The organism is Roseivirga sp. YIW32, assembly GCF_057219245.1.
In genome coordinates, this window is the sequence record NZ_JBXVVG010000001.1 from 401,844 (window position 1) to 423,621 (window position 21,778).

A 21,778-nucleotide genomic window follows, 5' to 3' on the forward strand; every position below is an offset into this window, starting at 1 on the left:
GTCGATGAAAAAACCTGTTACTGCCATCATACCCACCTTCAATGAAGAGGAGAATATCGCCAGAGCCATTCAATCGGTTTTGTGGGCGGATGAGATCATTGTGGTTGATTCGTACAGCACGGACCGAACACTAGAGATAGTAAAAGGATTTGATGTGACCCTGCTTCAGCACGAATACGTCAATTCTGCTACTCAAAAAAACTGGACCATTCCGCAAGCCAAGCATGAGTGGATATTTTTATTGGATGCTGATGAAGAGGCGACTGATGAATTGATCAAAGAAGTTGATGAACTTTTGACAGACCCTGAGGGTCATGTAGCTTTTTGGATCAGAAGAACTAGTTTTTTCATGGGAAAAAAGGTCCGCTTCAGTGGTTGGCAAAGGGATAAGGTCATCCGACTATTCATGAGAGATCGCTGTCGCTATGAGGACAGTAATGTGCATGCGGAGGTGATCGCTGATGGATCGGTAGGCTCGTTAAAACACCGGATTCTTCATTACACCTATAAAGGGATAGATAAATCGATAGAAAGAATTCGTTGGTATTCAACATGGAAGGCTTTTGATAAAGTAGAAAAGGGTTCATCGGGAAACTTTTTCTTATTAATTATCCTGAAACCCTTTTGGCGCTTTTTTAGACAGTACGTAATTCAGTTGGGTTTCCTTGATGGGAAAGTAGGTTTTCACATTGCTGCACTTAGCGCCTATGATGTCTACATTCGGGGCTTGAAAATCACCCGCATTTTGGCCGGAGAAAAAATACAGAAGGAGAAGAAATGATACTAGTAGATAATGCCGTATTGAGTGATGATATCAAAGAGAATTTCTTTGTCTGTGATCTTGACGCATGCAAGGGAGCCTGTTGTGTTGAAGGTGACCTTGGTGCTCCTTTAGAAGAGCATGAGCTGAAAGAACTGGAGGATGCCTTTGAAGCCGTTAAGCCTTATCTATCTGAAGAAGGTTTAGAGGCGATTGAAAAAGAAGGCCTTTACATTAAAGACTTTGAGGGAGATTACTCAACGACAACCATTGGTGGGAAGGAATGTGCGTTTGCGATCTACGATGACAAAGGAATTCTTAAATGTGGAATTGAACAAGCTTACCGAGATGGGAAAACCAAATTCAAGAAGCCAATTTCCTGTGAGTTATACCCGATTAGGGTCACCAAATACGATCATTATGAAGCTCTGAACTACGATCGCTGGTCGATTTGTTCTGCGGCTTGTAAATTAGGGGAAAAATTAGGCGTTCCTATTTACAAATTTCTGAAAGATGCGTTGATCAGAAAATATGGAGAAGCGTGGTATGCCGAGCTTTGTGAAGAGATCGAAGGACAATAAAAAAAGCCGGTTAAATCGGCTTTTTTATTACATATCTGAAAAATCAAAACTTTCTAAGAACTTGGTGGTGAAGTCTCCGGATTTAAACCCTTCATCATCCATCAACTTGATGTGGAAAGGAATCGTCGTTTTGATCCCCTCAATCACAAATTCTTCTAGGGCTCTTTTCATTCGAACAATGACTTCTTCCCGAGATTGACCACTAACGATCAATTTGGCGATCATGGAGTCATAATTCGGAGGAATGGTATAGCCAGCATACACATGGCTATCTATGCGAACACCGTGTCCACCGGGTAGATGGAGGTTCGTGATTTTACCAGGAGAAGGCCTGAAACCATGCGCAGGGTCTTCTGCATTGATTCGACATTCCATGGCAAATAGCTTTGGATAGTAGTTCTTTCCAGAGACTGGTTCTCCTGCTGCTACTTTGATTTGTTCTTTGATCAAGTCGAAATCAGTCACCTCTTCCGTAATCGGGTGCTCTACTTGGATCCGGGTATTCATTTCCATGAAATAGAAGTCGCCATGTTTGTCGAGCAGGAACTCAACGGTTCCGGCACCTTCATAAGCAATCGCTTCTGCAGCTTTCACTGCAGCATCGCCCATTTTGTCACGTAGGGCTTGATTGACGGCCGGCGAAGGAGTTTCTTCTACTAATTTTTGGTGCCTTCTTTGGATGGAGCAATCTCTTTCTGACAAATGACAAGCTCGTCCGCGGCTATCGCCTACCACTTGGATTTCAACGTGGCGTGGCTCTTCTATGAATTTTTCGAGATAGAGTCCATCGTTACCAAAGGCAGCTGCCGACTCCATTTTCGCATCATCCCAAGCCTTTTGAAATTCTGAATCATTGTTCACGATCCTCATCCCACGGCCACCACCACCTGCCGTAGCTTTCAGAATGACAGGGTATTTTATTTCGTTGGCGATCTTGATGCCTTGCTTAACAGAGTCTAAGAGGCCATCAGATCCGGGGATTGTAGGAACTCCGGCCGCCTTCATCGTGGCCTTAGCGGTTGCCTTATCACCCATTTTGTCGATCATATCAGGGCTTGCTCCAATGAATTTAATGCCATATTCGGCACAGACTCTTGAAAATTCTGCGTTCTCTGATAAGAAACCATAGCCTGGATGTATAGCGTCAGCATTGGTGATCTCAGCTGCTGAAATGATATGAGGGATCTTGAGATAGGATTGATTAGATGGAGCAGGTCCGATATTCACGGCTTCATCGGCAAAGCGAACATGCAAGCTCTCTTTATCTGCAGTAGAATAAACTGCTACAGTTTTAATGCCCATTTCTTTGCAGGTTCTGATCACACGTAATGCAATCTCACCCCTATTGGCGATCAATATTTTTTTGAACATAAGCTTCTTGTTAAATGTGAAATACTAATGGCTGAAATCAGCCATTATGAAGGATCTACCAAAAACAACGGTTGATCGTATTCAACTGGCGAAGCATTATCCACAAGGACTTTGACGATGGTGCCTGAGACTTCTGATTCGATCTCATTGAAGAGTTTCATCGCTTCCACAATACAGACCTTGTCTCCACTCGAAATAGAATCTCCCACATTAACGAAAGCAGGATCTTCTGGCTTTGGAGAACGATAGAATGTGCCGATCATAGGTGATTTGATCTCTACATACTTTGAAGAATCATCGGCAGCAGGTTGTGCCGGTTCCGCAGGTGTTGCTGCAGCGGCAGGCGCTGGAGCAGAAGCCGGGCTTGGCGCTGATGCAGGGGCTGCCATTGGAGTTCCACTCACGTATTTTGTATCCGCTTCGCGCTTCACTTCAATTTTGAATTCTTCAGTTTCAATATTGACTTCAGCCAAACCAGATTTGGCGATGAAGTCGATCATGTTTTTAATTTCTTTCGGGTTCATGTTGAGCTTGATTTATTTAACACGCTCGCCATATGAGCGAGTCCTGGTGTCTACTTTGATTTTGTCTCCTAAGTTAATGAATAATGGCACTTGAATTTCAGCACCGGTCTCTAAGGTTGCCGGTTTTGTTGCATTCGTGGCCGTGTCTCCTTTAATACCCGGTTCGGTGTAGGTAATTTCTAACTCTACATAAGCGGGTAATTCACAGGTTAGCGCTTCTTCCGTTTCTGCATGAAATAGGATATCTACTGACTGACCATCTTTGATCAAGTCCGCATTTTCGATCATGGCTTCCTCCACCATAACCTGTTCATAGGTATCGCTATTCATGAAGTGAAAACCAAAGTCATCTTTGTAAAGGAATTGGTGAGTTCTTTTCTCAACCCTTGCCGTTTCGATCTTGTGTCCTGCGGAGAACGTATTGTCGACGACTTTTCCAGTCTTAACGTTTTTGAGTTTTGTCCTAACAAAAGCGGGTCCTTTGCCAGGCTTTACATGTTGAAATTCAGTGACCATGTAGAGGCCATTGTTGTAAACGATGCACAGTCCGTTCTTAATATCTGCCGTAGTTGCCATATAATAAGGTTTTACTAAAGTCGATTATTTGGGGTCGTAGGCCCATTTGACATACACCGACCCCCAGGTGAATCCGCCGCCAAATGCAGCCAGAATCAAATTGTCACCTTTGCGAAGTTCGGATTCATAATCCCACAAACAAAGTGGAATTGTACCACTGGTTGTGTTGCCGTATTTGTGAATGTTGAGCATGACTTTGTCATCGCCCACATTCATGCGATTTGCCGTCGCATCAATGATGCGTTTATTGGCTTGATGCGGAACAAGGTATTTGATATCATCTCCATGCAAGCCGTTTCTTTCCATGATCTCAGCAGCCACATCAGCCATGTTGGTGACGGCAAATTTGAAAACTGCTGAGCCTTCCTGATAAACGAAATGCTCTTTGTTTTGTAGGGTTTCTAATGAAGCCGGCCTTCTACTACCTCCGGCCTTCATGTGCAAGTGTTTGGCACCTGAACCATCAGAGTGCAAAATGGAATCCATGATACCCACATCCTCAGTCGTTGGCTCCAGCAAAGCTGCTCCACCACCATCCCCAAAGATGATACAAGTGGTTCTATCCGAATAATCGATGATAGAGGACATTTTATCTGCTCCGACAACAACAACTTTTTTGTACTTCCCTGTTTCAATGAATTGACTACCAGTTGCCAGTGCATACAAAAATCCTGAACACGCCGCCTGAAGGTCATAGCCAAAGGCATTTGTCGCACCAATTGCATCTCCGATGATGTTAGCTGTTGCAGGAAACAACATGTCGGGAGTGGTTGTGGCACAAATGATGAGATCAATTTCTTCTGCCTTTGTGTTGGTTTTTTCCAAGAGACCTTCCACCGCATGAATTCCAATAACGGATGTGCCTTGGTCTTCACCTTTTAGGATTCTCCGTTCTCGAATACCTGTTCGAGAAGTGATCCATTCGTCAGTGGTTTCTACAATGGTTTCTAGTTCTTTGTTTGTCAGGATGTAATCTGGTAAATAACCATGCACACCACTGATCTGAGCTCTGAGTTTCGTCATTATAAAAGGAGGGTCTTTTGGCCCTTATGCAAAATTGCTTGTCAATATAAGGTTAATGCGTTCAGAATCATAATCCTAAACTTTAGCACAGTGCGGAAAGGGCTTTAAAAAATAAAAGCTCCTGTACCTAAGGAACAGGAGCAGTTTCTTGAATACTGAGGAACTTAAGCAAGAACCTCTTTTTCCATCACTACTTTACCTTTGTAGTAAAGTTTACCCTCATGCCAAAATGCTCTGTGTGGCATGTGTAGTTCACCTGTTGTAGGGCATACCACTAATTGCTTTGCACTTAGTTTCTTATGAGTTCTTCCTTTGTCTCTTCTCGTTCTCGAGGTTTTTCTTTTAGGATGCGCCATAGCTTAATTAATTGTGGGCCAAGCCCTTATTTTTTTAAATTCTTTAATTTCTCCCAACGAGGGTCAATCGTATCTTCGCTAGTTGTTTCCTCTTCAACTGACTCTTCAGGTTCAGAAGTGTAGACGACCAACAATTCCGATTCATCGTCTTCATCGAAATCTTCTCTATGCTTGGGATGTATTTTTTTCATTGGAATCTCCAACAAAATAAATTCAAAGAGTATGGAAGCAATGTTGATGATTTGTGTGTCTTTATGGATCACCATGACATCATCAGCAAGCTCCTGCTCTTCCTCTCCAAACTTGTAGAGCATCGTTTTTTCAGTATAAATTTCTTCTTCAAACTCCTCAAGGCTTCTGTCACAGGTTAATGTGACGCCTCCCTCGATCGTTGCGTGAAGCTGAATCATACGGTCAGTCTTGTCTAAAGAGATATTGGCGACTAAGTTGCCTTGGTGCACTATCTCATTAGTAAACAACTCAAAGAACGACTCCTTAATTTCGAACTGGTAATCATGTTGCCCATTCGAAAGCTTGAAAATATGAATGTCAAAGTCTCTAAGCGCTTTCATGGACCAGGTCAAATTTCAGGACTGCAAAGGTATGAAAATCTTATTGATATGAGAAAATTATTTAAGGGATAATTGTCAGCTTGAAGAGGTCTTTGCCTTCCTTTTTGTCCCTTTGGCAAAAGTAGTGATCAGGTCATGCTCCTTTGGCATGGAGGCCAATTCATCGGCTGTAACCACAAGTGATCGAAGTGAATCCTCATAACCCCCAAAATCAATATGCTCCATGTTGGTCAGTTTGATGGAAATGTCTTTGTACACTGCTCCGTGCTTAAAGTCATCAAATATTTCGAGTACATCTTGCTCAATACTTATGGTGTTAGTGCCGTCAATCAGCACTTCAGCGTGATTCGGTATTTCATCCAATTGCTTAAGAATTTGTGCCTTATTCAGGAAACTCACTTGTTCTGATAAGACAATTCGAAAGTGCGTATTTGACAAATCGTGGGTTTCTTTTAGCACGTACGGGTTTTTTAAGTTGCTGAAAAGAATCTGGAAAAACGCGACTCCGAGCCCGATACAAATACCAACAAGCAAATCAGAAAAGATGATGGCAAGCACGGTGACAATGAATGGGAAAAACTGCTTTCTGCCCATTTTGTACATTTTCTTGAAAAGCGAAGGTTTAGCAAGTTTATAGCCAACGATCAATAGAATAGCGGCTAAACTCGCCAGTGGGATCATATTGAGGATATTCGGAATAAAGAGGGCAGAAAACAGAATCAAGAAGCCATGGATAAAGGCTGCCATGCTTGTCCTTCCTCCTGATTGAATATTTGCCGAACTTCTGACAATGACCTGGGTGACGGGTAGTCCGCCAATTAAACCCACGACCACATTCCCTATACCTTGTGCTCTTAGTTCTTGGTTCGTTGGGGTGACGCGTTTGAGTGGGTCTAACTTATCAGTCGCTTCAACACAGAGTAAGGTTTCAAGGGAAGCCACTATGGCAATGGTTAAGGCAATGATCCAAATGCGTGGATTCGTGATCTGAGCAAAGTCTGGAGTGGTAAACTGGCCTAAGAACCCGTTGAGGTTTTCCGCCACGGGTATATTGACCATGTGCTCTCTGCTAATACTATAGACAGTTCCGTCAAGGACGAAACCCATGAAAATTCCAAAACCAACAACAATTAACGGACCTTGTACGACTTGAAATAGTCGAATTTTTTTCATGAACGGTCTTTCCCAAATGATCAAGATCAATAGGGAGATGACGGCCACTATAAGCGCACCCGGTGTAATATAATCGAGCATATTCCAAAGCTCAGAGAACGTGTTCTCTCCATCGGGTTGGATGAACTCCATATCTCCTTCAGGATCTGCATCATAACCAAAGGCATGAGGGATTTGCTTCAGAAAGATGATAATGCCAATGGCTGCCAACATCCCTTTGATCACCGAGCTAGGAAAGTAATAACCGATAATGCCTGCTCTGAGAATGCCAAGAATGAATTGGATCACACCGGAAAGAACAACGGCCAATAAGAACGCATCGAAAGTTCCCAGTTCTTGTATCGCTGCCAGCACGATCACCGCAAGGCCAGCGGCAGGTCCACTAACCCCTAATTGAGAACCGCTGAAGGCGGTGACAATGATGCCGCCAACCATTCCCGCGATAATTCCTGAGAAAAGGGGGGCTCCGGAAGCGAGAGCAATGCCCAAGCAAAGTGGTACAGCAACTAAAAAAACCACCAATCCCGCAGGAAGATCATACTTGAGATTGGAAAAAATAGATTTACTCATGCACTACGAATCAGATTAAAGTTAATCAATGCTGGGCATTAAATCGAACGTTTCGGCCTAGGACATTTTCATCCCACCTGAAAAAGTGACGAAATCAGCCACTATTCAATTCTATTGATCAAATAGTTAACGTCCTAGCCCGCTGTCTTTGCCTCAATTCGTTGGCGAGCAATATCAATGGCCATGTATAGAGCCGAACGCATACTTTGTTCATTCGCTTTGCCCTTGCCTGCAAGTCCAAATGCAGTTCCATGATCGGGTGATGTGCGTACAATGGACAAACCTGCCGTAAAATTAACGCCATCCTCAAAGGCTAAGGTTTTAAAAGGAATAAGTCCCTGATCGTGGTACATGGCCAATACCGCATCAAATTGTGATTGGCTATGCATTCCGAAAAAACCGTCAGCTGGGAACGGTCCAAAAATCAAGTGGCCTTTGTTCTTAAACTCATGGATGACAGGTGCGATCAATTCCTTTTCTTCATTCCCTAACAGACCATCTTCTCCGGCATGGGGATTAAGCCCTAAAATGGCAATTCTTGGTTTGTTGATGCCAAAATCCTTTTTCAACGACTTGAGCATCAAGTTGATCTTGGAAGAAATGACCTCCTTTGTGAGCTTTTCCTGTATTTGCATTAAAGGAATATGTCCTGTTGCGACACCGACGCGCATGTCTTTATTGCAAAGGAACATGAGGCTGTCTTTGGCTTCAAATTGAGTGGTGAAGTATTCCGTATGGCCTGGAAACTGAAAAGATTCACCTTGAATGTTGTGTTTGCTGATAGGAGCGGTCACTACGGCATCCAGCAGATCATTCTTTAAGTCTTCTACGACTTTTTTCAATGAAGCTAAGGCATATTTTCCACCGGTCTCGTTTTCCACCCCAGGAGTGATCTCAAAATCTTCTTCCCAACAATTGATCAAATTCACTCTACCTTGTCTGGCGGCTTGGTCTCCTTTTAATTGATTGAAATTGAACTGGTTGAGCTCTAATTCTTTTTTATAATAGGAGAATACTTTACCATGTCCGTAAATCGTAACGTCAGCCTGATCGAGCAGGGATTGGCTCGTCAAGGTTTTCATGATCACCTCCGGACCAATCCCGTTGATATCGCCAACGGTAACACCAATTCTTGGTCTTACCAATTCTTTCTCTCCACGCTCACCTTGATATTCGCTCATGTTCTTTACCTTGTGCTTCAGATTTTGCGCAAAATAATATTTTTCCATGTCTTACGTTCGTCCCAAAAAGCATTTAGGTCAGCATTTCCTCAAAGACCTCAATATTGCTAAGCGAATAGCTGATGCGCTCGTTGGCCATGGCGATTATCAGCACGTGTTGGAAATTGGTCCGGGTACGGGCGTGATGACGCAATTCTTGACGGAAAAAGATTTCCAATTGTGGCTGATGGATGTAGACAAGGAATCGGTCGATTACTTGATGACCCATTTTTCTCATTTAAAGGAGCGAATTGTATTTGGCGATTTCCTGAAAGAGGATCTTGGTTTTTTGGGTGATAAATATGCTGTGATCGGTAATTTCCCTTACAACATTTCATCTCAGATCTTTTTTCGGATCCTAGAGAACAGAGAGCACGTGCCTGAAGTGGTTTGTATGCTGCAAAAGGAAGTTGCGGAGCGCCTAGCCTCACCTCCCGGTAACAAACAGTATGGCATCCTGAGTGTACTGCTTCAGGCCTATTACGAAATCGAGTATTTATTTACTGTTCCTCCCTCTGTTTTTAACCCTCGACCAAAGGTCAATTCAGGTGTCATTCGTCTCAAAAGGAATGCAATTGAAGCCTTGAATTGCGATGAGGTTCTTTTTGCACGAGTTGTGAAAGCAGGATTTCAAATGCGACGCAAAACATTGCGCAATGCCTTAAAACCAATAAATTTGCCGGCAGGCATGGCCGATGACCCTGTCCTAAATCAACGGGCTGAAACGCTCTCAGTAAACGAATTTGTCAACCTCACTAACCGTATAACGTCTTGTCAGAGAAAAGTGTAGCGTTTGAATTATCGAAGGAATACCTCGAATTGGTTGTTCAAGCCATTGAACAGCAGGATGAAGACTTTATCAAGTCTTCGATGGAAGGGGTGAATCCGGCAGATATTTCAGAACTGCTTGACGAGTTGGAGACCGATGAGGCGCGCTACATCTTGCGGGTGCTGGAAAACCAGGTCGGTGCAGAGATCATAGAGGAGTTAGAGGATGACACGCGTCAGGACTTCTTAAACGAACTCACTGCAGAGGAGATTTCTCAATACATACAGGAAATGGAATCTGACGATGCCGTCGATGTCATCAATGACCTTCCCGTCAAGATGCGTGAGGAGGTGATCGCTGCCATCAAAGATCCCGAAACCGCCAGCCATGTGAACGAACTCATGCGTTATGATGAGGACTGCGCAGGAGGGCTGATGGCAAAGGAAATGATCGTTGCTAACATCAATTGGACCGTTAAGCAGACCATTGAAGAAATACGACGACAAGCCGAGAACGTAGAAAAGATCTACTCCGTGTATGTAGTGGACGATCTGGACAAGCTGAAAGGAAAAGTCTCTGTCAAGAAGATTATCCTCTCGGGCGATAAGGTGAAAATCCAAGACATCTATGACGAAGACATCATTTTAGTGGAAACCTACATGGATGAAGAAGAGGTGGCTGAAGTGATGAAAAAATACGATCTCGATGCTGTTCCGGTGGTGAATCTCCAAGGCAAACTCGTGGGAAGAATCACGATCGACGATGTGATCGATGTGATCACCGAGCTGGCAGAAGAGAATGTCCAGTTGATGTCAGGGATTTCCGGCGATGTCGAAGAGGATGATAGCATTTGGGCGATTTCAAAGGCACGCTTGCCTTGGTTGTTGATCGGTTTGTTGGGCGGAGTTTTAGGAGCCTGGGCGATCGGTTTCTTTGAAGGAAGCCTTGAACAGAATGCAGCCTTAGCCTTTTTTATTCCTTTGGTGATGGCAACCGGTGGAAATGTGGGCATTCAATCGTCGACCCTGGTGGTGCAAAGTTTAGCGAATAAATCTGCCTTCGAAGAATCCTTTCTGAGGAGGATCGGTAAGATGTTCTTGGTAGCCATCTTCACAGGTCTCATTCTTGCAGTGATCAGTTTTGGCATTGTGTATTTATGGAAGGGTAATTCTGAACTCGGCTCAGTAGTGTCTATTTCTCTTGTCTGTGTGGTGATGCTCTCTTCATTCATGGGGACATCAACACCAATTGTTTTGGATAAATTGGGCATTAACCCGGCACTCGCCTCTGGTCCGTTCATCACGACCACCAATGATATTTTAGGAATTATTGTGTATCTCGCCATCGCGAATTTGTTATTGCCATGAACAAGAAAATCTGTTTGATCGCTGATGATATGCACGAAAGCATTTGTCCTCTTCTCGAGGACCTGGGCTTCCAATGCGTCTATGCACCACAAGCTACTCGTGCAGAGTTGCTTCAACTCATTCCGACAGCAGAGGTATTGTTGATTCGAAGCAAAACTACCGTGGATCAGGAATTTCTGGATCAGGCCGTGAAGTTGGAATTGATCGGAAGGGCTGGGGCGGGCTTGGACAAGATCGATGTGGCCTATGCGGAAGGAAAAGGGATAGAAATCGTCAATGCACCTGAAGGAAATCGGGATGCCTTGGCTGAGCATTCCATTGGTCTACTGCTCAGTCTGTTGAACAACATCAATCGCTCAGATAAGCAGGTACGCAATTGGATATGGGATCGAGAAGGGAATAGGGGCGTAGAGCTAAGCGATAAAACTGTAGGCATTATCGGTTATGGTTACATGGGCCAGGCATTTGTTCAGCGGTTAAGGGCGTTTGATTCCCGCATATTGGTTTATGACAAATACAAGAAGGGTTTCGGTACCAAGAAAGTCGAAGAAGTAGGTCTGGAGAAACTTTTCGACAAGGCCGATATCCTGAGCCTTCATGTTCCGCTAACGGAAGAAACACAACAATGGATCAATGCTGACTTTCTGAACAAATTCAGGAAGAACATTTATCTATTGAATACGGCTAGGGGTGAAATTCTACCCTTGAAGGATCTGTTACACTTAATGGATACAGGTAAGATTCTTGGAGCAGGGCTTGACGTGCTGGAAAAGGAAAAGTTCGATCAACTGACATCAAAAGAACGTTTGCGGTACGAGGACCTTTTCAGCAGGCAAAATGTGGTGCTTTCGCCACATGTCGGAGGTTGGACTTTCGCATCCTATAAAAGGATCAATGAAGTATTGGTAGGAAAGATTGCAACGCATTATCGCATCGACCAAGACTAATTTTCTTTTTTGAGTAAAAAATGGCTAATTTTGAGAACTGATCGCTGTAACAAGCGATTTTCTTTGTTTAAGTACGTAACGGTTTCTGGCGGAACCGTTCTTTGTTTTTATAGCACATAACGCATTAGGAATATGTCAGAGGTAAGGTATTATACGGAAGAAGGGTTGCAGAAGCTGAAAGACGAGCTGCAAGAACTGAAGACGAAAGGCAGAAAGGACATGGCCAAGCAGATCGCTGAGGCCCGTGACAAGGGAGATTTGAGTGAAAATGCAGAGTACGACGCGGCTAAAGATGCGCAAGGGTTGATGGAGATGCGAATTGCTGAGCTCGAAGGCCTTGTAGGAAATGCTCGTGTAAAGAAACAAGAAGATGTTGACCTTTCGAAGGTGTCCATCTTGTCAACAGTGAAGATCAAGAATTTGAAGAATGGCATGGAAGTGAAATACACACTCGTGTCAGAAAAAGAAGCTGACTTGAAATCAGGAAAGATCTCTTACGAGTCGCCGATCGGTAAAGGATTGTTGAATAAAAAAGTGGGAGAAGTTGCAGAGGTAAAAGTGCCTGCCGGCTTAATGGAATTTCAAATTCTAGACATTACCTTAGAGTAATGGCCAGCATATTTACAAAGATCATCAATAGAGAAATACCAGGGTATATTGTTGCTGAAAATGAGCACGCCTTGGCTTTTCTAGACATCAATCCGCTTGCACCCGGACACACCCTAGTGGTTCCCAAAAAAGAGATAGATAAGCTTTTCGATCTTGAATTGGAAGAATACCTCGCTTTACAGAAGTTTGCCTATGAGGTAGCGCAGGCGGTTGAACAGGCGATTCCTTGCTTAAGAGTTGGGGTTGCTGTGATTGGCCTAGAAGTACCTCATGCCCATATTCATTTGATTCCACTTCAGACCATGGATGACATCAACTTCAGTCGGCCAAAGTTGAATCCAAGCCAGGAGGAGCTCAGTGCGATCAGAGCGAAAATCGCAAGGCAGATTTAATTTTTTGCTAGTTCATTGTTATTGCTGGTCTTCAGACAGAAGCTTTAACAGGACCCCATTCGTCCAACCAAAGCCGTCTTGCACGGGGTATTCTCCGCCGCCGCCTTCGAGACCAATTTCATATACGTTATACTTTTCCACCAGCTTACCGGTTTTTTGATAGACGTCGACGTTGAAGTCTACCCAGCGGGTTTTAATTTCATTGGCTAGTTCATCGATCGAGTAATTTCGCAGCCCTTGGATGGTGATCCATTGTAAAGGGGCCCAGCCATTTGGGGCATCCCACTGCTGACCGGTGTTGCGCAAAGTGGAAGTTACACCGCCTGGTTTAAGGAAGTCTTGTTCAATCATTTGGGCAGCCCTTTCGGCTTGCTCTTGATCGGCAATACCAAAAAACAGAGGGTACATCCCAGCGAGGGATAAGACAGGGGTTTGCTGTTGATCAACCCAATTGTAATCTCTGAAAAAACCTGTTGTTGCATCCCAACAGTAGTTTTGTAAGGCTGCCGCACGATCTTGTGCTTTTTGTCGATATGCTTCAGCCAAAGCAGGTGCTCGATTTGCTTCATAGGCTTCAGCAAGCGTTTGCTCCAGGTAATAGAGCAAGGCATTCAGGTCGACCGGGATGATGTCTGTGGTCTCTATGGTAGCCATGTTTTCGCCATCGGCGAACCAACGACTACTGTAGTCCCAACCGGATTCTGCGCCGGCTCGAATGTCGCGGTACGTCTTTTCATTGGCATTGGGAATGCGCTCAAATAGTTCCACATCTTCTCTGTACGATTCAGGGCGTGCCTTGGGGATGTCATCAAAATAACGGTTTAATACGGCCCCATTTGGCATGCTCACCACGCGGCGATAGGCTGGCGAAGCGGCTGTACGATCTGAAGCGCCATCCATCCAGAAATCATATTCTTTCTGCAAATAGGGGAGGTAGTTGACCAATGTGCCCTCGCCTTTGCCCTCAGCCAATAAACTGACCATTAAGGCATAGAAGGGCGGTTGGGAGCGGCCCTGGTAATAGGTTCTGTTTCCATTGGGAATGAAGCCCATGGTTTCGATCAGGTAGGAAAAATTATCCACCATATCTTCGATTAACTCATATCGGTCCGACACTTGCAGGCCCAGCATAGTGAAATAACTGTCCCAATAATAGACTTCTCTAAAACGTCCTCCTGGCACCACATATGCATTGGGCAAGGCGATCAGCGTGCCTTGGCTACTCTCGTCGGTTTGCCGCGTCAGCTCGTCCCATAACACATTGATGTGTGCATCAACTGAGCGCGACAGGTCCGTTTGAAAGTCGGAGGTTATGCCTGAAGGAATGCTAAAGTTGGATTCGACAAAAGTTTTCAAATCAAAACCTGGCGTTTCTTTGGCCTTAGCGTAAGCAGCAATGATTTCGTCGGTGCTAGCTTTCGGACTGGCATCCGCAAAGGTTTTGGAGTCTGGATACAAATGAGCCATTTGGATCTTTTCAAACAACTGGCCGTAGCGGGCGTCTGGACTTAGTGTTTGTTTGGGGTCTGATCTTTCAGTTTTTGCTTGTTCAACATCACTCGACTGACAGGCGACCAATAGGAGTAAAAAGAAAAGGAAGTGAAGGGAGAATCTCATGCGGGCTAGTCTTTAGGCTAAATATACAAGAATCAGGAGGCTAGACGCAATAGGGTGGATTTGATTAGTTCGTTGAAATAGAAAATGAGGTGATCCGAAAGTCTAATGTCTCTGAAGCTCTTCCAGAATTAAGTCCAATTCCATTCGGGTCTTTTCTATTTTTTTGGCGATGCGATCTAGCACACCATCTCTATCTTGCTGAACACCATTGAAGTCTTCATCACTCAAGGTCTCATACCTCCATTTCATCATGATGCGTATCTCACGCCAGCTTCTTAAGATCATCTTTCCTTGTTAATTTCTACTATTCTGTGGTATGGCTTTTCCATCCAGACTTTTTGTATCACCTCATTCTTCGAATCTACCCAAAAACAAGTGTACCCATGTAGGCTTGGTCAAACCAGTTCGCGCTCGAACAAAGCTAATTCTTTTCGGTCGGGTTCATTAGGAAATCGACAGTAATAAATGCTGTCCACATACCGTCTGACGATTAATTTTATTTCAGGGTCTTTTTTGGCGTAGACCTCAGCTCCTGCTGAATATTTATTGGCTTTGACTGCTCTCATTTCCTTCATAACCCTCAAAACGTCCATTAGATTCATTCTAGATGCTGTTGAATGCCAAGGGCCGAACGAATGTGCCTTCATTTGATTCTGCTAGGGTTTTCAGAGATAAAACTCTTCCAACTGGCCGCTCGACTTTGGGCTTGTCCATTTTGAAAATGGTGGCAAAGGGCTACTGCCAAGGCATCGGTGGCATCGAGCATTTTTGGTAGTTCCTTAATATCCAAGAGCGTCTGAAGCATGGCCGCCACCTGCTCTTTTGAGGCATTACCATTTCCTGTAACCGATTGCTTCACTTTTTTGGGAGCATATTCAGTGATGGGTATTTCTCTGGCCAAAGCAGCCGACATGGCGACCCCCTGAGCACGTCCTAGCTTTAGCATCGACTGAATGTTTTTCCCATAGAAGGGAGCTTCTAGTGCCATTTCATCAGGATGAAACTCTTCCAGTAAGGAGGTCACTCGCTCAAAGATCTTTTTCAGCTTGAGTTCATGACCCACATATTTTTTCAAATGGATCACACCGAATTGCAGCAGCTTCATCTCCTTCCCTTTGATGAGCACGACACCATAGCCCATGACACTGGTGCCGGGGTCAATGCCTAAGATGATCTTTTCTTTATGAGCTGTCTTTGCCATCAATTGGCAATATAAGCAAATGCTAAGCCTCTCGTTATGTATATTTGGGAGGAATGTTATTCATGCTTGCGATATCGATAGTTTATGCCGCGTACTGCATCGCCATGCTCAGTTTTCTAAGGGCATGGCATCGAATACCCGTCGAGACTGAATTGGCATCATTGGCTGTTTCCGTAGTGATACCCTTTCGGAACGAAGCCAAACATGTAGAACGGCTCGTGAAAGGCTTTGCAAGTCAAGAGCACCCTGATTTTGAATTGATCTTTGTCGATGATCATTCTGAAGACAATGGCCAGGAGAAGTTACTCAAGGCCCTCAATGGGAAATATTTAAACTTTCGGCTCATCGAACTCACCGATAGTGAAGGTAAAAAAGCAGCATTGACCAAAGGAATTGCCGCTGCGCGGTATCCATTGATCGTGACGACGGATGCGGATTGCTTTATGGGTAAACATTGGCTGCAAGCAATGATAAGCCCTTTTAAAGATGAGGGTGTGCAGATGGTGTCGGGCCCTGTTTCTTTCATTAAGCATTCCTTATTTGCCCGATGGCAGGCGATCGAATTTCAAGCCTTAATTGCTATCGGTGCTGCCGGGATAGCAAGAGGTCGACCAACGATGGCCAATGGGGCCAATTTAGCCTTTCGTAAGTCAGCTTTTCAAAAACTCGATGGTTATGCTCATACGGCAGATACACCTAGTGGGGATGATGAATTTTTGCTGTCGAAGGTAGTCAGGCAGTGGCCTAAGGGAGTGTGTTTTCAGAAGAATAAAGAAGCGGTTGTGGTAACAGAAGCACCCCTTACTTGGAAGGCCTTGAAAGAACAGCGCATCCGTTGGGTGAGTAAATGGAAGAAAGGCGGACGAAAAACGACAATTCGACTTGCCATGCTGATCGCACTAATGCAAGTGGCTCAATTGGCGCTTTATGTTTCTTTTGCATTTCTTGAAGAGTACTGGCCTCTTGCGCTCGTTTTGATCGGATGTCGTTTGATGATGGAGGCCTTACTCGTCTATCGTTCGGGTAAAGAACTCGACGTCAGTCGTCCTTCCATCGGCTTATTCGTCCTTTCATTTATTCTCTATCCTTTCTATTCACTTTATTTTGCTTTGCTCGCTAATTTTGGTTCTTTCGAATGGAAAGGTAGAATGTATCGATGACCGACCAAGAATTTGATTTATTGGATGAACTGTATTTTGTACAGCCCTATGCTTACCTGAAAGAAGAGTTGGGTTGGTCGGATGAAGAGCTGCTCCATACACTAGAAAGACTTCATCAAAAAGGATGGCTGAAATGCTATGATAAAATGGATGAAGAAGTTTATGAGTCCCATGTTGACCTTAAATCCAATTATCAGAGTTATTTTTATTTGGCCAGTAAAAAAGGCCTAATGGCACACAACGGGAGGGCATGAAAGAGGATCGATTACAAAAGAAATTAGATGAAAAGGAGCTAGAGCTCAATGCCTTGCTTGAGATCACTCAAGCCGTCAATAGCAACTTACCGGAGGAGGATCTGTACAAGATCTTCGAATTCATTTTGAGAGCGAATTTGTTCATCTCCAAGATGGCCTTGTATGTGCTCGATGATCAATGGGAATGCAAAGTGCAGTTCGGTACCTCAAAGGATTTCAATGCCGTAGCTATCGGCGAAGGCTGTTTGCAAATTTCCGAGATCACAAAAGTGAAGCATGTGGATTTGGATGTGCCTTGCTTCTCTGAGTTCGACATCATCATACCCGTTAAGCATAAAGACCGTTTGCTTTCGTTCGTGTTCATCAAAGCGAAGAATGAAGAGGAGGTAGACACCACCTTCATTCAGGCCCTGTCCAATGTGATGCTTGTGGCTATTGAGAACAAACGATTGGCTAGAAAGCAGTTGGAGCAACAAGCCATCCAACGTGATATTGAGATCGCGCGGAACGTGCAAAGCTATCTGTTTCCAAAAAGTTTACCTAAGACAGAAAAACTCGAGGTGGAGGCCTTTTATCAGCCTTGCCGAACAGTGGGTGGTGATTATTACGATTTTATTCCCTTAGAAGAGGAAAATCAATTTGTGGTGTGCATTGCAGACGTAAGTGGAAAAGGAGTGCCGGCGGCCATTTTAATGTCCAACTTTCAAGCCTCTTTGAGAACAGTTAGCCGCACCGCACAAAACCCAAAGCAAGTCATTGAAGAACTCAATTATCAATTGGTGCAAAGTGCTAATGGAGAGAATTTCATCACTTTCTTTTTAGCCGTTTACGACTATGGCACCAAAGAATTGAGGTACATCAATTGCGGGCACAATCCACCCCTTTTAATGAATGGGGAAGCAAAGGTTCAACGCTTAGAAGAAGGCACTACCATTCTAGGTGCCTTTGAGACGCTGCCATTTCTGCATATGGGTTCAATTAAAAACCTTCATAATTTTTCGCTATTCCTCTTTACCGATGGGCTAACGGAAACCTTCGATTTTGAAGAAGAGGAGTATGGTTCGGAGCGGTTAGAGTCTTTTTTGGAAAAGAACTACAACAAACCACTAGACGAATTGCATCAAGGGATCATCAAAGAGCTGAACGATTTTAGACAAGGACGCTCTTTCGATGACGACCTGACTTTCTTATCTTGTCGAGTCAATAATGGTTCCACATAAAACCCCCTCGATCATCCAGCAGCTTATGCCTTCACGATTATGGAGGGTAACTACTGAGGATAAAAAACTCTTTCTCACGTTTGACGATGGCCCGATACCGGGGCTAACAGAATGGGTGCTGGATGTCTTGACACAATACGATGCCAAAGCCACCTTCTTTTGTGTGGGGGCCAATGTTGAAAAGCATCCAATGATCTTGCAACGGATGGTTAACGAAGGGCATGCTGTTGGGAATCATACCCAAAACCATTTGAATGGTTGGGAAACACCTCTCAAAACCTATGTAGAGAATGTATCACTTTGCCAACAGTCTTTCCAAAAACAGGGCCAAAGCACCCAATTATTTCGACCTCCTTATGGTCGATTACGGTGGCAGCAAAGGCAACAGCTTGGCGATCTTAAGGTGGTCATGTGGGATGTGCTCAGCAAAGACTATGTACAGACCCTAGCCGCTGACACTGTATTGAAGGAAAGCATTAAAGCGACCCAGGCAGGCTCTATCATTGTGTTTCATGATAATTTCAAAGCAGAAAAGAACTTGAGATATGCATTGCCAAGGTACATTGATCATTTTCAGGGTTTGGGCTATCGATTTGAAAAGCTGAACTGATGCTTGTGCTGATCCTCTACGTTGTTATTCTTTTGGTGGAATTGGTCCTCATTTTATCATTTCAATTTCGTTTCAAAAAGAATCCTGTTGACCAAATAGTGAGTACGCCAGTCTCCGTGTTAGTCTGTGCTAGAAATGAAGAGGAGAACCTCAGACGTTGTTTGAATAGTTTGATCAGGTCCAATTACGACTTGAGTCAAGTTGAGATTTTGGTGGGAGATGATCATTCTACGGATCGCACCCCTGAGATCATCGCCCAATTCATGCATGAATATCCCTCGATCAGGTCAATTAAAATTGATGATAGGAAAGAGGGTTTGATCGCCAAAGGGAATGTACTGGCACAGCTGGTCGCTCATGCCCAATACGAAAAGATATTGATCATTGATGCAGACATGAAAGTGGCTGATTCCTGGTTAATGACCATGAGTCAGTTATTGGAACAGCACGACATGGTGAGCGGTTTTACGATGATCGATAAGGACTACCATCGACCACAGATGCAATTCTTTGATTGGGCAACTGTTCTTCATAGCATGAAAGCCATGGCTGATCTGTGGCAGCCCATCTCTATTCTTGGCAACAACATGGGCTTTACCAAGCGCGCTTATGATCAGGTAGGAGGGTTTAAAGCCCTTGGCCCAACTGATGTCGAAGACCTTGGTCTCCTTCGTGTATTTCAAAAGGCAGGTTTAACAAGTTTTCAATACCTCGGTAAAGAAGGCAAGGCCTATACCAAAGCACAGCAAGGATGGCGGGCGATGCTTGAACAGCGTTGCCGATGGATGAACGGCGTCTTTACCCATTATTGGTTATTGGCCATTCCGGCCTTTTTTGCACGCCTGTGGATGCCTGTCTTTTTACTGTGCTTTGCCTTTGGGTTTTGGTTTAGTCCTTACATACTCATCTACGGGCTATTATTTCCAACCATCAAGTATTTGCAAGTGACTGCGCGTGCCAACCATAAGTATAAATTGTTATTTAGTTCACCAGCCATTATCTCGGTTTTGGATACATTTGCCCTGATCCGAACACTGGTATTCGGAAAAGTAAGCTGGAAAGGAAGAAAGTTTTAAGATGATCGATACGCATGCCCATATCTATGACGAGCAGTTTAAAGAAGACATTCCCCATGTACTTGAACGGGCGCAACAAATAGGAATTGAGAAAATCGTGATGCCGAATATCGATCATCAGTCTGTCGAGGGCATGATGGAATTAGAGGAAAAGTATGCGGGATTTTGTTATGCCACGATGGGGCTACATCCTTGTTCGGTTAAAAAGGACTTTGAAAAGGAGCTGTATCTCGTAGAGGAATGGCTGAGTAAGCGTGAGTTTGTCGCCATTGGAGAAATGGGGACAGATCTTTACTGGGACAAAACCTTTATTGACGAGCAAATTGAGGCGTTTAAAATTCAAGTGGCTTGGGCCAAACACTACAAAAAACCGATCATTATTCATTGCAGGGAGTCCTTGGATTTAACCATTGACTTAGTGGAAGAACTAAAATCAGAGGAATTGAAGGGCATCTTTCATTGCTTTAATGGATCTATCGAGCAGGCTGAGCGCATCAAAGAATTGGGCTTTTATTTGGGTTTGGGAGGTGTAAGTACCTTTAAAAACTCAGGAATGAGTGAGGTGATTTCTGCACTGGATCTGGATCAGATCGTTTTGGAAACGGATGCGCCCTATTTGGCGCCAGTACCTTATCGAGGGAAGCGCAATGAGCCGGCTTACGTGAAGGAAGTGGCACAGAAGATAGCTGATCTTAAACAAATGTCATTGGAGGAGCTGGATGACCTAACTACTCAGAATGCGAATAAACTTTTTGAATGGAATGGTGGAGTTAAATAAGATAAGAGATTACAATTTGGTAAAGGCACCGAATGCACGCCTCTTGGTGATCTATACGGGTGGCACCTTGGGTATGGATTATGATCAGCACGGTGCATTGGTTCCCTGCTCTTTCGATCAGGTGATCGCAAGAATGCCTGTGATCAATGAGTTGAACATCAACTTATCCGTCACCTCTTTTGCTCAGCCGATTGATTCTTCCAATGTGCAACTCCAACACTGGCAAGGAATGGCACAAGCCATTTACGATGCTTACGACCGTTTTGACGGGTTTATCATTTTGCATGGAACCGATACCATGGCCTATTCGGCTTCGGCCTTAAGTTTTATGCTTGAAGGACTGAATAAGCCGGTGATATTGACGGGTGCTCAATTACCCATAGCGTCACCTCGCTCCGATGGACAAGATAATTTCATTACGTCCTTAGAGATCGCCGCTGAACAACGGAATGGGAAACCCATCATCACCGAAGTCTGTATTTTCTTTAACCACTTATTACTACGTGGCAACCGTTCAAAGAAAGTTGAGTCACAACATTTTGATGCATTTGAATCTGACAATTACCCTATTTTGGCGGAGGCAGGTATTTCGATCGACTATAATGAGGCGGCGCTAAAACCCTTTCAACATAGCATTCTAGAATTGAATTTGGCCATGGATAATCGTGTGGCCATCTTGAAGCTTTTCCCGGGCTTGAATGAGAATCTAATCTCGAGTCTCTTAAAAAGTGAACACATTAAAGGAGTTGTGCTTGAGAGTTATGGAGCAGGAAACGTGCCTAATCACCTATCGTTCATTGCTTTATTGCAGGAAGCAGCAGCTAATGGAAAAATTTTATTGAACGTTTCTCAATGCAATGGGGGGAGAGTGGACCATGGAAAATATGAGACCAGCAGCAGCTTAACATCTGCTGGTGTTCTCAGTGGAAGAGACATGACCTCAGAAGCGGCCATCACAAAAATGATGTACGCCCTGAAACGATATAAAAAAGTTTCGGAGGTCAAAAAGTGCCTAATTACCTCAATTAGAGGTGAAATGAGTGATCTTTAAG

General features: G+C 44.1%; 26 protein-coding genes. 14 read left to right on the forward strand and 12 right to left on the reverse strand.

Going from position 1 to position 21,778, the window contains the following annotated elements:
• The first annotated feature begins 4 nt into the window (after nucleotides 1-4).
• A complete protein-coding gene (locus AC2D6U_RS02050; protein ID WP_484719273.1) occupies nucleotides 5-781 on the forward strand; it encodes a glycosyltransferase family 2 protein in 777 nt (258 codons plus the stop codon).
• On the forward strand, nucleotides 778-1,341 hold the full coding sequence (locus AC2D6U_RS02055; protein ID WP_484719274.1) for a DUF3109 family protein: 564 nt from the start codon (nucleotides 778-780) through the stop codon (nucleotides 1,339-1,341). Before AC2D6U_RS02050 ends, AC2D6U_RS02055 begins: the two co-directional genes overlap by 4 nt.
• Nucleotides 1,342-1,368: 27 nt before the next feature.
• Here AC2D6U_RS02055 and accC read toward each other — a convergent pair whose 3' ends face one another.
• The 8 genes from accC to pdxA form a co-directional block, all read right to left on the reverse strand.
• Nucleotides 1,369-2,712: an acetyl-CoA carboxylase biotin carboxylase subunit gene (gene accC, locus AC2D6U_RS02060; protein ID WP_484719275.1), complete on the reverse strand. Its 1,344-nt coding sequence runs from the start codon at nucleotides 2,710-2,712 to the stop codon at nucleotides 1,369-1,371.
• Nucleotides 2,713-2,756: 44 nt separating this feature from the next.
• The gene (gene accB, locus AC2D6U_RS02065; RefSeq protein WP_484719276.1) at nucleotides 2,757-3,236 is read right to left on the reverse strand and encodes an acetyl-CoA carboxylase biotin carboxyl carrier protein; all 480 of its coding nucleotides are present in this window, start codon (nucleotides 3,234-3,236) and stop codon (nucleotides 2,757-2,759) included.
• A gap of 12 nt (nucleotides 3,237-3,248) precedes the next feature.
• Nucleotides 3,249-3,812: an elongation factor P gene (efp, locus tag AC2D6U_RS02070; RefSeq protein ID WP_484719277.1), complete on the reverse strand. Its 564-nt coding sequence runs from the start codon at nucleotides 3,810-3,812 to the stop codon at nucleotides 3,249-3,251.
• A 24-nt stretch (nucleotides 3,813-3,836) separates the two neighbouring features.
• The gene (locus tag AC2D6U_RS02075) at nucleotides 3,837-4,835 is read right to left on the reverse strand and encodes a beta-ketoacyl-ACP synthase III (RefSeq protein WP_484719278.1); all 999 of its coding nucleotides are present in this window, start codon (nucleotides 4,833-4,835) and stop codon (nucleotides 3,837-3,839) included.
• Between the two features lie 164 nt (nucleotides 4,836-4,999).
• Nucleotides 5,000-5,191: a 50S ribosomal protein L32 gene (rpmF, locus tag AC2D6U_RS02080; protein WP_484719279.1), complete on the reverse strand. Its 192-nt coding sequence runs from the start codon at nucleotides 5,189-5,191 to the stop codon at nucleotides 5,000-5,002.
• Between the two features lie 26 nt (nucleotides 5,192-5,217).
• The gene (locus tag AC2D6U_RS02085; RefSeq protein ID WP_484719280.1) at nucleotides 5,218-5,763 is read right to left on the reverse strand and encodes a YceD family protein; all 546 of its coding nucleotides are present in this window, start codon (nucleotides 5,761-5,763) and stop codon (nucleotides 5,218-5,220) included.
• 75 nt (nucleotides 5,764-5,838) lie between these two features.
• Nucleotides 5,839-7,506, reverse strand: coding sequence for a SulP family inorganic anion transporter (locus AC2D6U_RS02090; RefSeq protein ID WP_484719281.1), 1,668 nt, complete (start codon nucleotides 7,504-7,506; stop codon nucleotides 5,839-5,841).
• A 134-nt stretch (nucleotides 7,507-7,640) separates the two neighbouring features.
• The gene (pdxA, locus tag AC2D6U_RS02095; RefSeq protein ID WP_484719282.1) at nucleotides 7,641-8,735 is read right to left on the reverse strand and encodes a 4-hydroxythreonine-4-phosphate dehydrogenase PdxA; all 1,095 of its coding nucleotides are present in this window, start codon (nucleotides 8,733-8,735) and stop codon (nucleotides 7,641-7,643) included.
• Here pdxA and rsmA point away from each other — a divergent pair.
• From rsmA to AC2D6U_RS02120, 5 genes are all read left to right on the forward strand, one after another.
• Entirely contained in the window at nucleotides 8,734-9,516 is a 783-nt protein-coding gene (gene rsmA, locus AC2D6U_RS02100; RefSeq protein ID WP_484719283.1) for a 16S rRNA (adenine(1518)-N(6)/adenine(1519)-N(6))-dimethyltransferase RsmA, read from the forward strand. The genes pdxA and rsmA overlap by 2 nt on opposite strands.
• Nucleotides 9,498-10,862, forward strand: a complete 1,365-nt coding sequence (gene mgtE / locus AC2D6U_RS02105; RefSeq protein ID WP_484719284.1) for a magnesium transporter — start codon at nucleotides 9,498-9,500, stop codon at nucleotides 10,860-10,862. The genes rsmA and mgtE overlap by 19 nt, the downstream gene beginning before the upstream one ends.
• Nucleotides 10,859-11,809, forward strand: a complete 951-nt coding sequence (locus AC2D6U_RS02110; RefSeq protein ID WP_484719285.1) for an NAD(P)-dependent oxidoreductase — start codon at nucleotides 10,859-10,861, stop codon at nucleotides 11,807-11,809. Before mgtE ends, AC2D6U_RS02110 begins: the two co-directional genes overlap by 4 nt.
• Before the next feature lie 132 nt (nucleotides 11,810-11,941).
• Nucleotides 11,942-12,418, forward strand: coding sequence for a transcription elongation factor GreA (gene greA / locus AC2D6U_RS02115; protein WP_484719286.1), 477 nt, complete (start codon nucleotides 11,942-11,944; stop codon nucleotides 12,416-12,418).
• Complete coding sequence (locus AC2D6U_RS02120) at nucleotides 12,418-12,810, forward strand: HIT family protein (RefSeq protein WP_484719287.1); 393 nt, start codon at nucleotides 12,418-12,420, stop codon at nucleotides 12,808-12,810. The genes greA and AC2D6U_RS02120 overlap by 1 nt, the downstream gene beginning before the upstream one ends.
• 18 nt (nucleotides 12,811-12,828) lie before the next feature.
• Here AC2D6U_RS02120 and treF read toward each other — a convergent pair whose 3' ends face one another.
• From treF to ruvC, 4 genes are all read right to left on the reverse strand, one after another.
• Complete coding sequence (gene treF / locus AC2D6U_RS02125; RefSeq protein WP_484719288.1) at nucleotides 12,829-14,427, reverse strand: alpha,alpha-trehalase TreF; 1,599 nt, start codon at nucleotides 14,425-14,427, stop codon at nucleotides 12,829-12,831.
• Nucleotides 14,428-14,529: 102 nt separating this feature from the next.
• Nucleotides 14,530-14,712 carry a hypothetical protein gene (locus AC2D6U_RS02130; RefSeq protein ID WP_484719289.1) on the reverse strand — a complete coding sequence of 61 codons (183 nt, stop codon included), beginning with the start codon at nucleotides 14,710-14,712 and terminating at the stop codon, nucleotides 14,530-14,532.
• Between the two features lie 110 nt (nucleotides 14,713-14,822).
• The gene (locus AC2D6U_RS02135) at nucleotides 14,823-14,993 is read right to left on the reverse strand and encodes a hypothetical protein (RefSeq protein WP_484719290.1); all 171 of its coding nucleotides are present in this window, start codon (nucleotides 14,991-14,993) and stop codon (nucleotides 14,823-14,825) included.
• A gap of 77 nt (nucleotides 14,994-15,070) precedes the next feature.
• Nucleotides 15,071-15,628, reverse strand: coding sequence for a crossover junction endodeoxyribonuclease RuvC (gene ruvC, locus AC2D6U_RS02140; RefSeq protein ID WP_484719291.1), 558 nt, complete (start codon nucleotides 15,626-15,628; stop codon nucleotides 15,071-15,073).
• Nucleotides 15,629-15,681: 53 nt separating this feature from the next.
• Between ruvC and AC2D6U_RS02145 the strand changes: the two genes are divergently transcribed.
• Genes AC2D6U_RS02145 through AC2D6U_RS02175 form a run of 7 tightly spaced genes read left to right on the forward strand, consistent with a single transcriptional unit; the run spans nucleotide 15,682 to nucleotide 21,777 of the window.
• Nucleotides 15,682-16,788 (forward strand): glycosyltransferase, encoded by a 1,107-nt coding sequence (locus AC2D6U_RS02145; RefSeq protein ID WP_484719292.1) that lies wholly within the window; start codon nucleotides 15,682-15,684, stop codon nucleotides 16,786-16,788.
• Nucleotides 16,785-17,042, forward strand: a complete 258-nt coding sequence (locus AC2D6U_RS02150; RefSeq protein ID WP_484719293.1) for a hypothetical protein — start codon at nucleotides 16,785-16,787, stop codon at nucleotides 17,040-17,042. The genes AC2D6U_RS02145 and AC2D6U_RS02150 overlap by 4 nt, the downstream gene beginning before the upstream one ends.
• Nucleotides 17,039-18,262: a PP2C family protein-serine/threonine phosphatase gene (locus tag AC2D6U_RS02155; RefSeq protein ID WP_484719294.1), complete on the forward strand. Its 1,224-nt coding sequence runs from the start codon at nucleotides 17,039-17,041 to the stop codon at nucleotides 18,260-18,262. The genes AC2D6U_RS02150 and AC2D6U_RS02155 overlap by 4 nt, the downstream gene beginning before the upstream one ends.
• Entirely contained in the window at nucleotides 18,249-18,872 is a 624-nt protein-coding gene (locus AC2D6U_RS02160) for a polysaccharide deacetylase family protein (RefSeq protein ID WP_484719295.1), read from the forward strand. Before AC2D6U_RS02155 ends, AC2D6U_RS02160 begins: the two co-directional genes overlap by 14 nt.
• Nucleotides 18,872-19,948, forward strand: a complete 1,077-nt coding sequence (locus AC2D6U_RS02165) for a glycosyltransferase (RefSeq protein ID WP_484719296.1) — start codon at nucleotides 18,872-18,874, stop codon at nucleotides 19,946-19,948. The genes AC2D6U_RS02160 and AC2D6U_RS02165 overlap by 1 nt, the downstream gene beginning before the upstream one ends.
• A 1-nt stretch (nucleotide 19,949) precedes the next feature.
• A complete protein-coding gene (locus tag AC2D6U_RS02170) occupies nucleotides 19,950-20,726 on the forward strand; it encodes a TatD family hydrolase (RefSeq protein ID WP_484719297.1) in 777 nt (258 codons plus the stop codon).
• Nucleotides 20,686-21,777, forward strand: coding sequence for an asparaginase (locus AC2D6U_RS02175; RefSeq protein WP_484719298.1), 1,092 nt, complete (start codon nucleotides 20,686-20,688; stop codon nucleotides 21,775-21,777). The genes AC2D6U_RS02170 and AC2D6U_RS02175 overlap by 41 nt, the downstream gene beginning before the upstream one ends.
• The last annotated feature ends 1 nt before the right edge of the window (nucleotide 21,778 follow it).

Bases quoted from the DNA above. Each gene is read 5' to 3' on its own strand.
- AC2D6U_RS02050 (WP_484719273.1), top strand. From the start codon at position 5: ATGAAAAAACCTGTTACTGCCATCATACCCACCTTCAATGAAGAGGAG.
- AC2D6U_RS02055 (WP_484719274.1), top strand. From the start codon at position 778: ATGATACTAGTAGATAATGCCGTATTGAGTGATGATATCAAAGAGAAT.
- accC (WP_484719275.1), bottom strand. From the start codon at position 2,712: ATGTTCAAAAAAATATTGATCGCCAATAGGGGTGAGATTGCATTACGT.
- accB (WP_484719276.1), bottom strand. From the start codon at position 3,236: ATGAACCCGAAAGAAATTAAAAACATGATCGACTTCATCGCCAAATCT.
- efp (WP_484719277.1), bottom strand. From the start codon at position 3,812: ATGGCAACTACGGCAGATATTAAGAACGGACTGTGCATCGTTTACAAC.
- AC2D6U_RS02075 (WP_484719278.1), bottom strand. From the start codon at position 4,835: ATGACGAAACTCAGAGCTCAGATCAGTGGTGTGCATGGTTATTTACCA.
- rpmF (WP_484719279.1), bottom strand. From the start codon at position 5,191: ATGGCGCATCCTAAAAGAAAAACCTCGAGAACGAGAAGAGACAAAGGA.
- AC2D6U_RS02085 (WP_484719280.1), bottom strand. From the start codon at position 5,763: ATGAAAGCGCTTAGAGACTTTGACATTCATATTTTCAAGCTTTCGAAT.
- AC2D6U_RS02090 (WP_484719281.1), bottom strand. From the start codon at position 7,506: ATGAGTAAATCTATTTTTTCCAATCTCAAGTATGATCTTCCTGCGGGA.
- rsmA (WP_484719283.1), top strand. From the start codon at position 8,734: ATGTCTTACGTTCGTCCCAAAAAGCATTTAGGTCAGCATTTCCTCAAA.
- pdxA (WP_484719282.1), bottom strand. From the start codon at position 8,735: ATGGAAAAATATTATTTTGCGCAAAATCTGAAGCACAAGGTAAAGAAC.
- AC2D6U_RS02110 (WP_484719285.1), top strand. From the start codon at position 10,859: ATGAACAAGAAAATCTGTTTGATCGCTGATGATATGCACGAAAGCATT.
- greA (WP_484719286.1), top strand. From the start codon at position 11,942: ATGTCAGAGGTAAGGTATTATACGGAAGAAGGGTTGCAGAAGCTGAAA.
- AC2D6U_RS02120 (WP_484719287.1), top strand. From the start codon at position 12,418: ATGGCCAGCATATTTACAAAGATCATCAATAGAGAAATACCAGGGTAT.
- treF (WP_484719288.1), bottom strand. From the start codon at position 14,427: ATGAGATTCTCCCTTCACTTCCTTTTCTTTTTACTCCTATTGGTCGCC.
- AC2D6U_RS02130 (WP_484719289.1), bottom strand. From the start codon at position 14,712: ATGATCTTAAGAAGCTGGCGTGAGATACGCATCATGATGAAATGGAGG.
- AC2D6U_RS02135 (WP_484719290.1), bottom strand. From the start codon at position 14,993: ATGAGAGCAGTCAAAGCCAATAAATATTCAGCAGGAGCTGAGGTCTAC.
- ruvC (WP_484719291.1), bottom strand. From the start codon at position 15,628: ATGGCAAAGACAGCTCATAAAGAAAAGATCATCTTAGGCATTGACCCC.
- AC2D6U_RS02145 (WP_484719292.1), top strand. From the start codon at position 15,682: ATGTTATTCATGCTTGCGATATCGATAGTTTATGCCGCGTACTGCATC.
- AC2D6U_RS02150 (WP_484719293.1), top strand. From the start codon at position 16,785: ATGACCGACCAAGAATTTGATTTATTGGATGAACTGTATTTTGTACAG.
- AC2D6U_RS02155 (WP_484719294.1), top strand. From the start codon at position 17,039: ATGAAAGAGGATCGATTACAAAAGAAATTAGATGAAAAGGAGCTAGAG.
- AC2D6U_RS02160 (WP_484719295.1), top strand. From the start codon at position 18,249: ATGGTTCCACATAAAACCCCCTCGATCATCCAGCAGCTTATGCCTTCA.
- AC2D6U_RS02165 (WP_484719296.1), top strand. From the start codon at position 18,872: ATGCTTGTGCTGATCCTCTACGTTGTTATTCTTTTGGTGGAATTGGTC.
- AC2D6U_RS02170 (WP_484719297.1), top strand. From the start codon at position 19,950: ATGATCGATACGCATGCCCATATCTATGACGAGCAGTTTAAAGAAGAC.
- AC2D6U_RS02175 (WP_484719298.1), top strand. From the start codon at position 20,686: ATGCGAATAAACTTTTTGAATGGAATGGTGGAGTTAAATAAGATAAGA.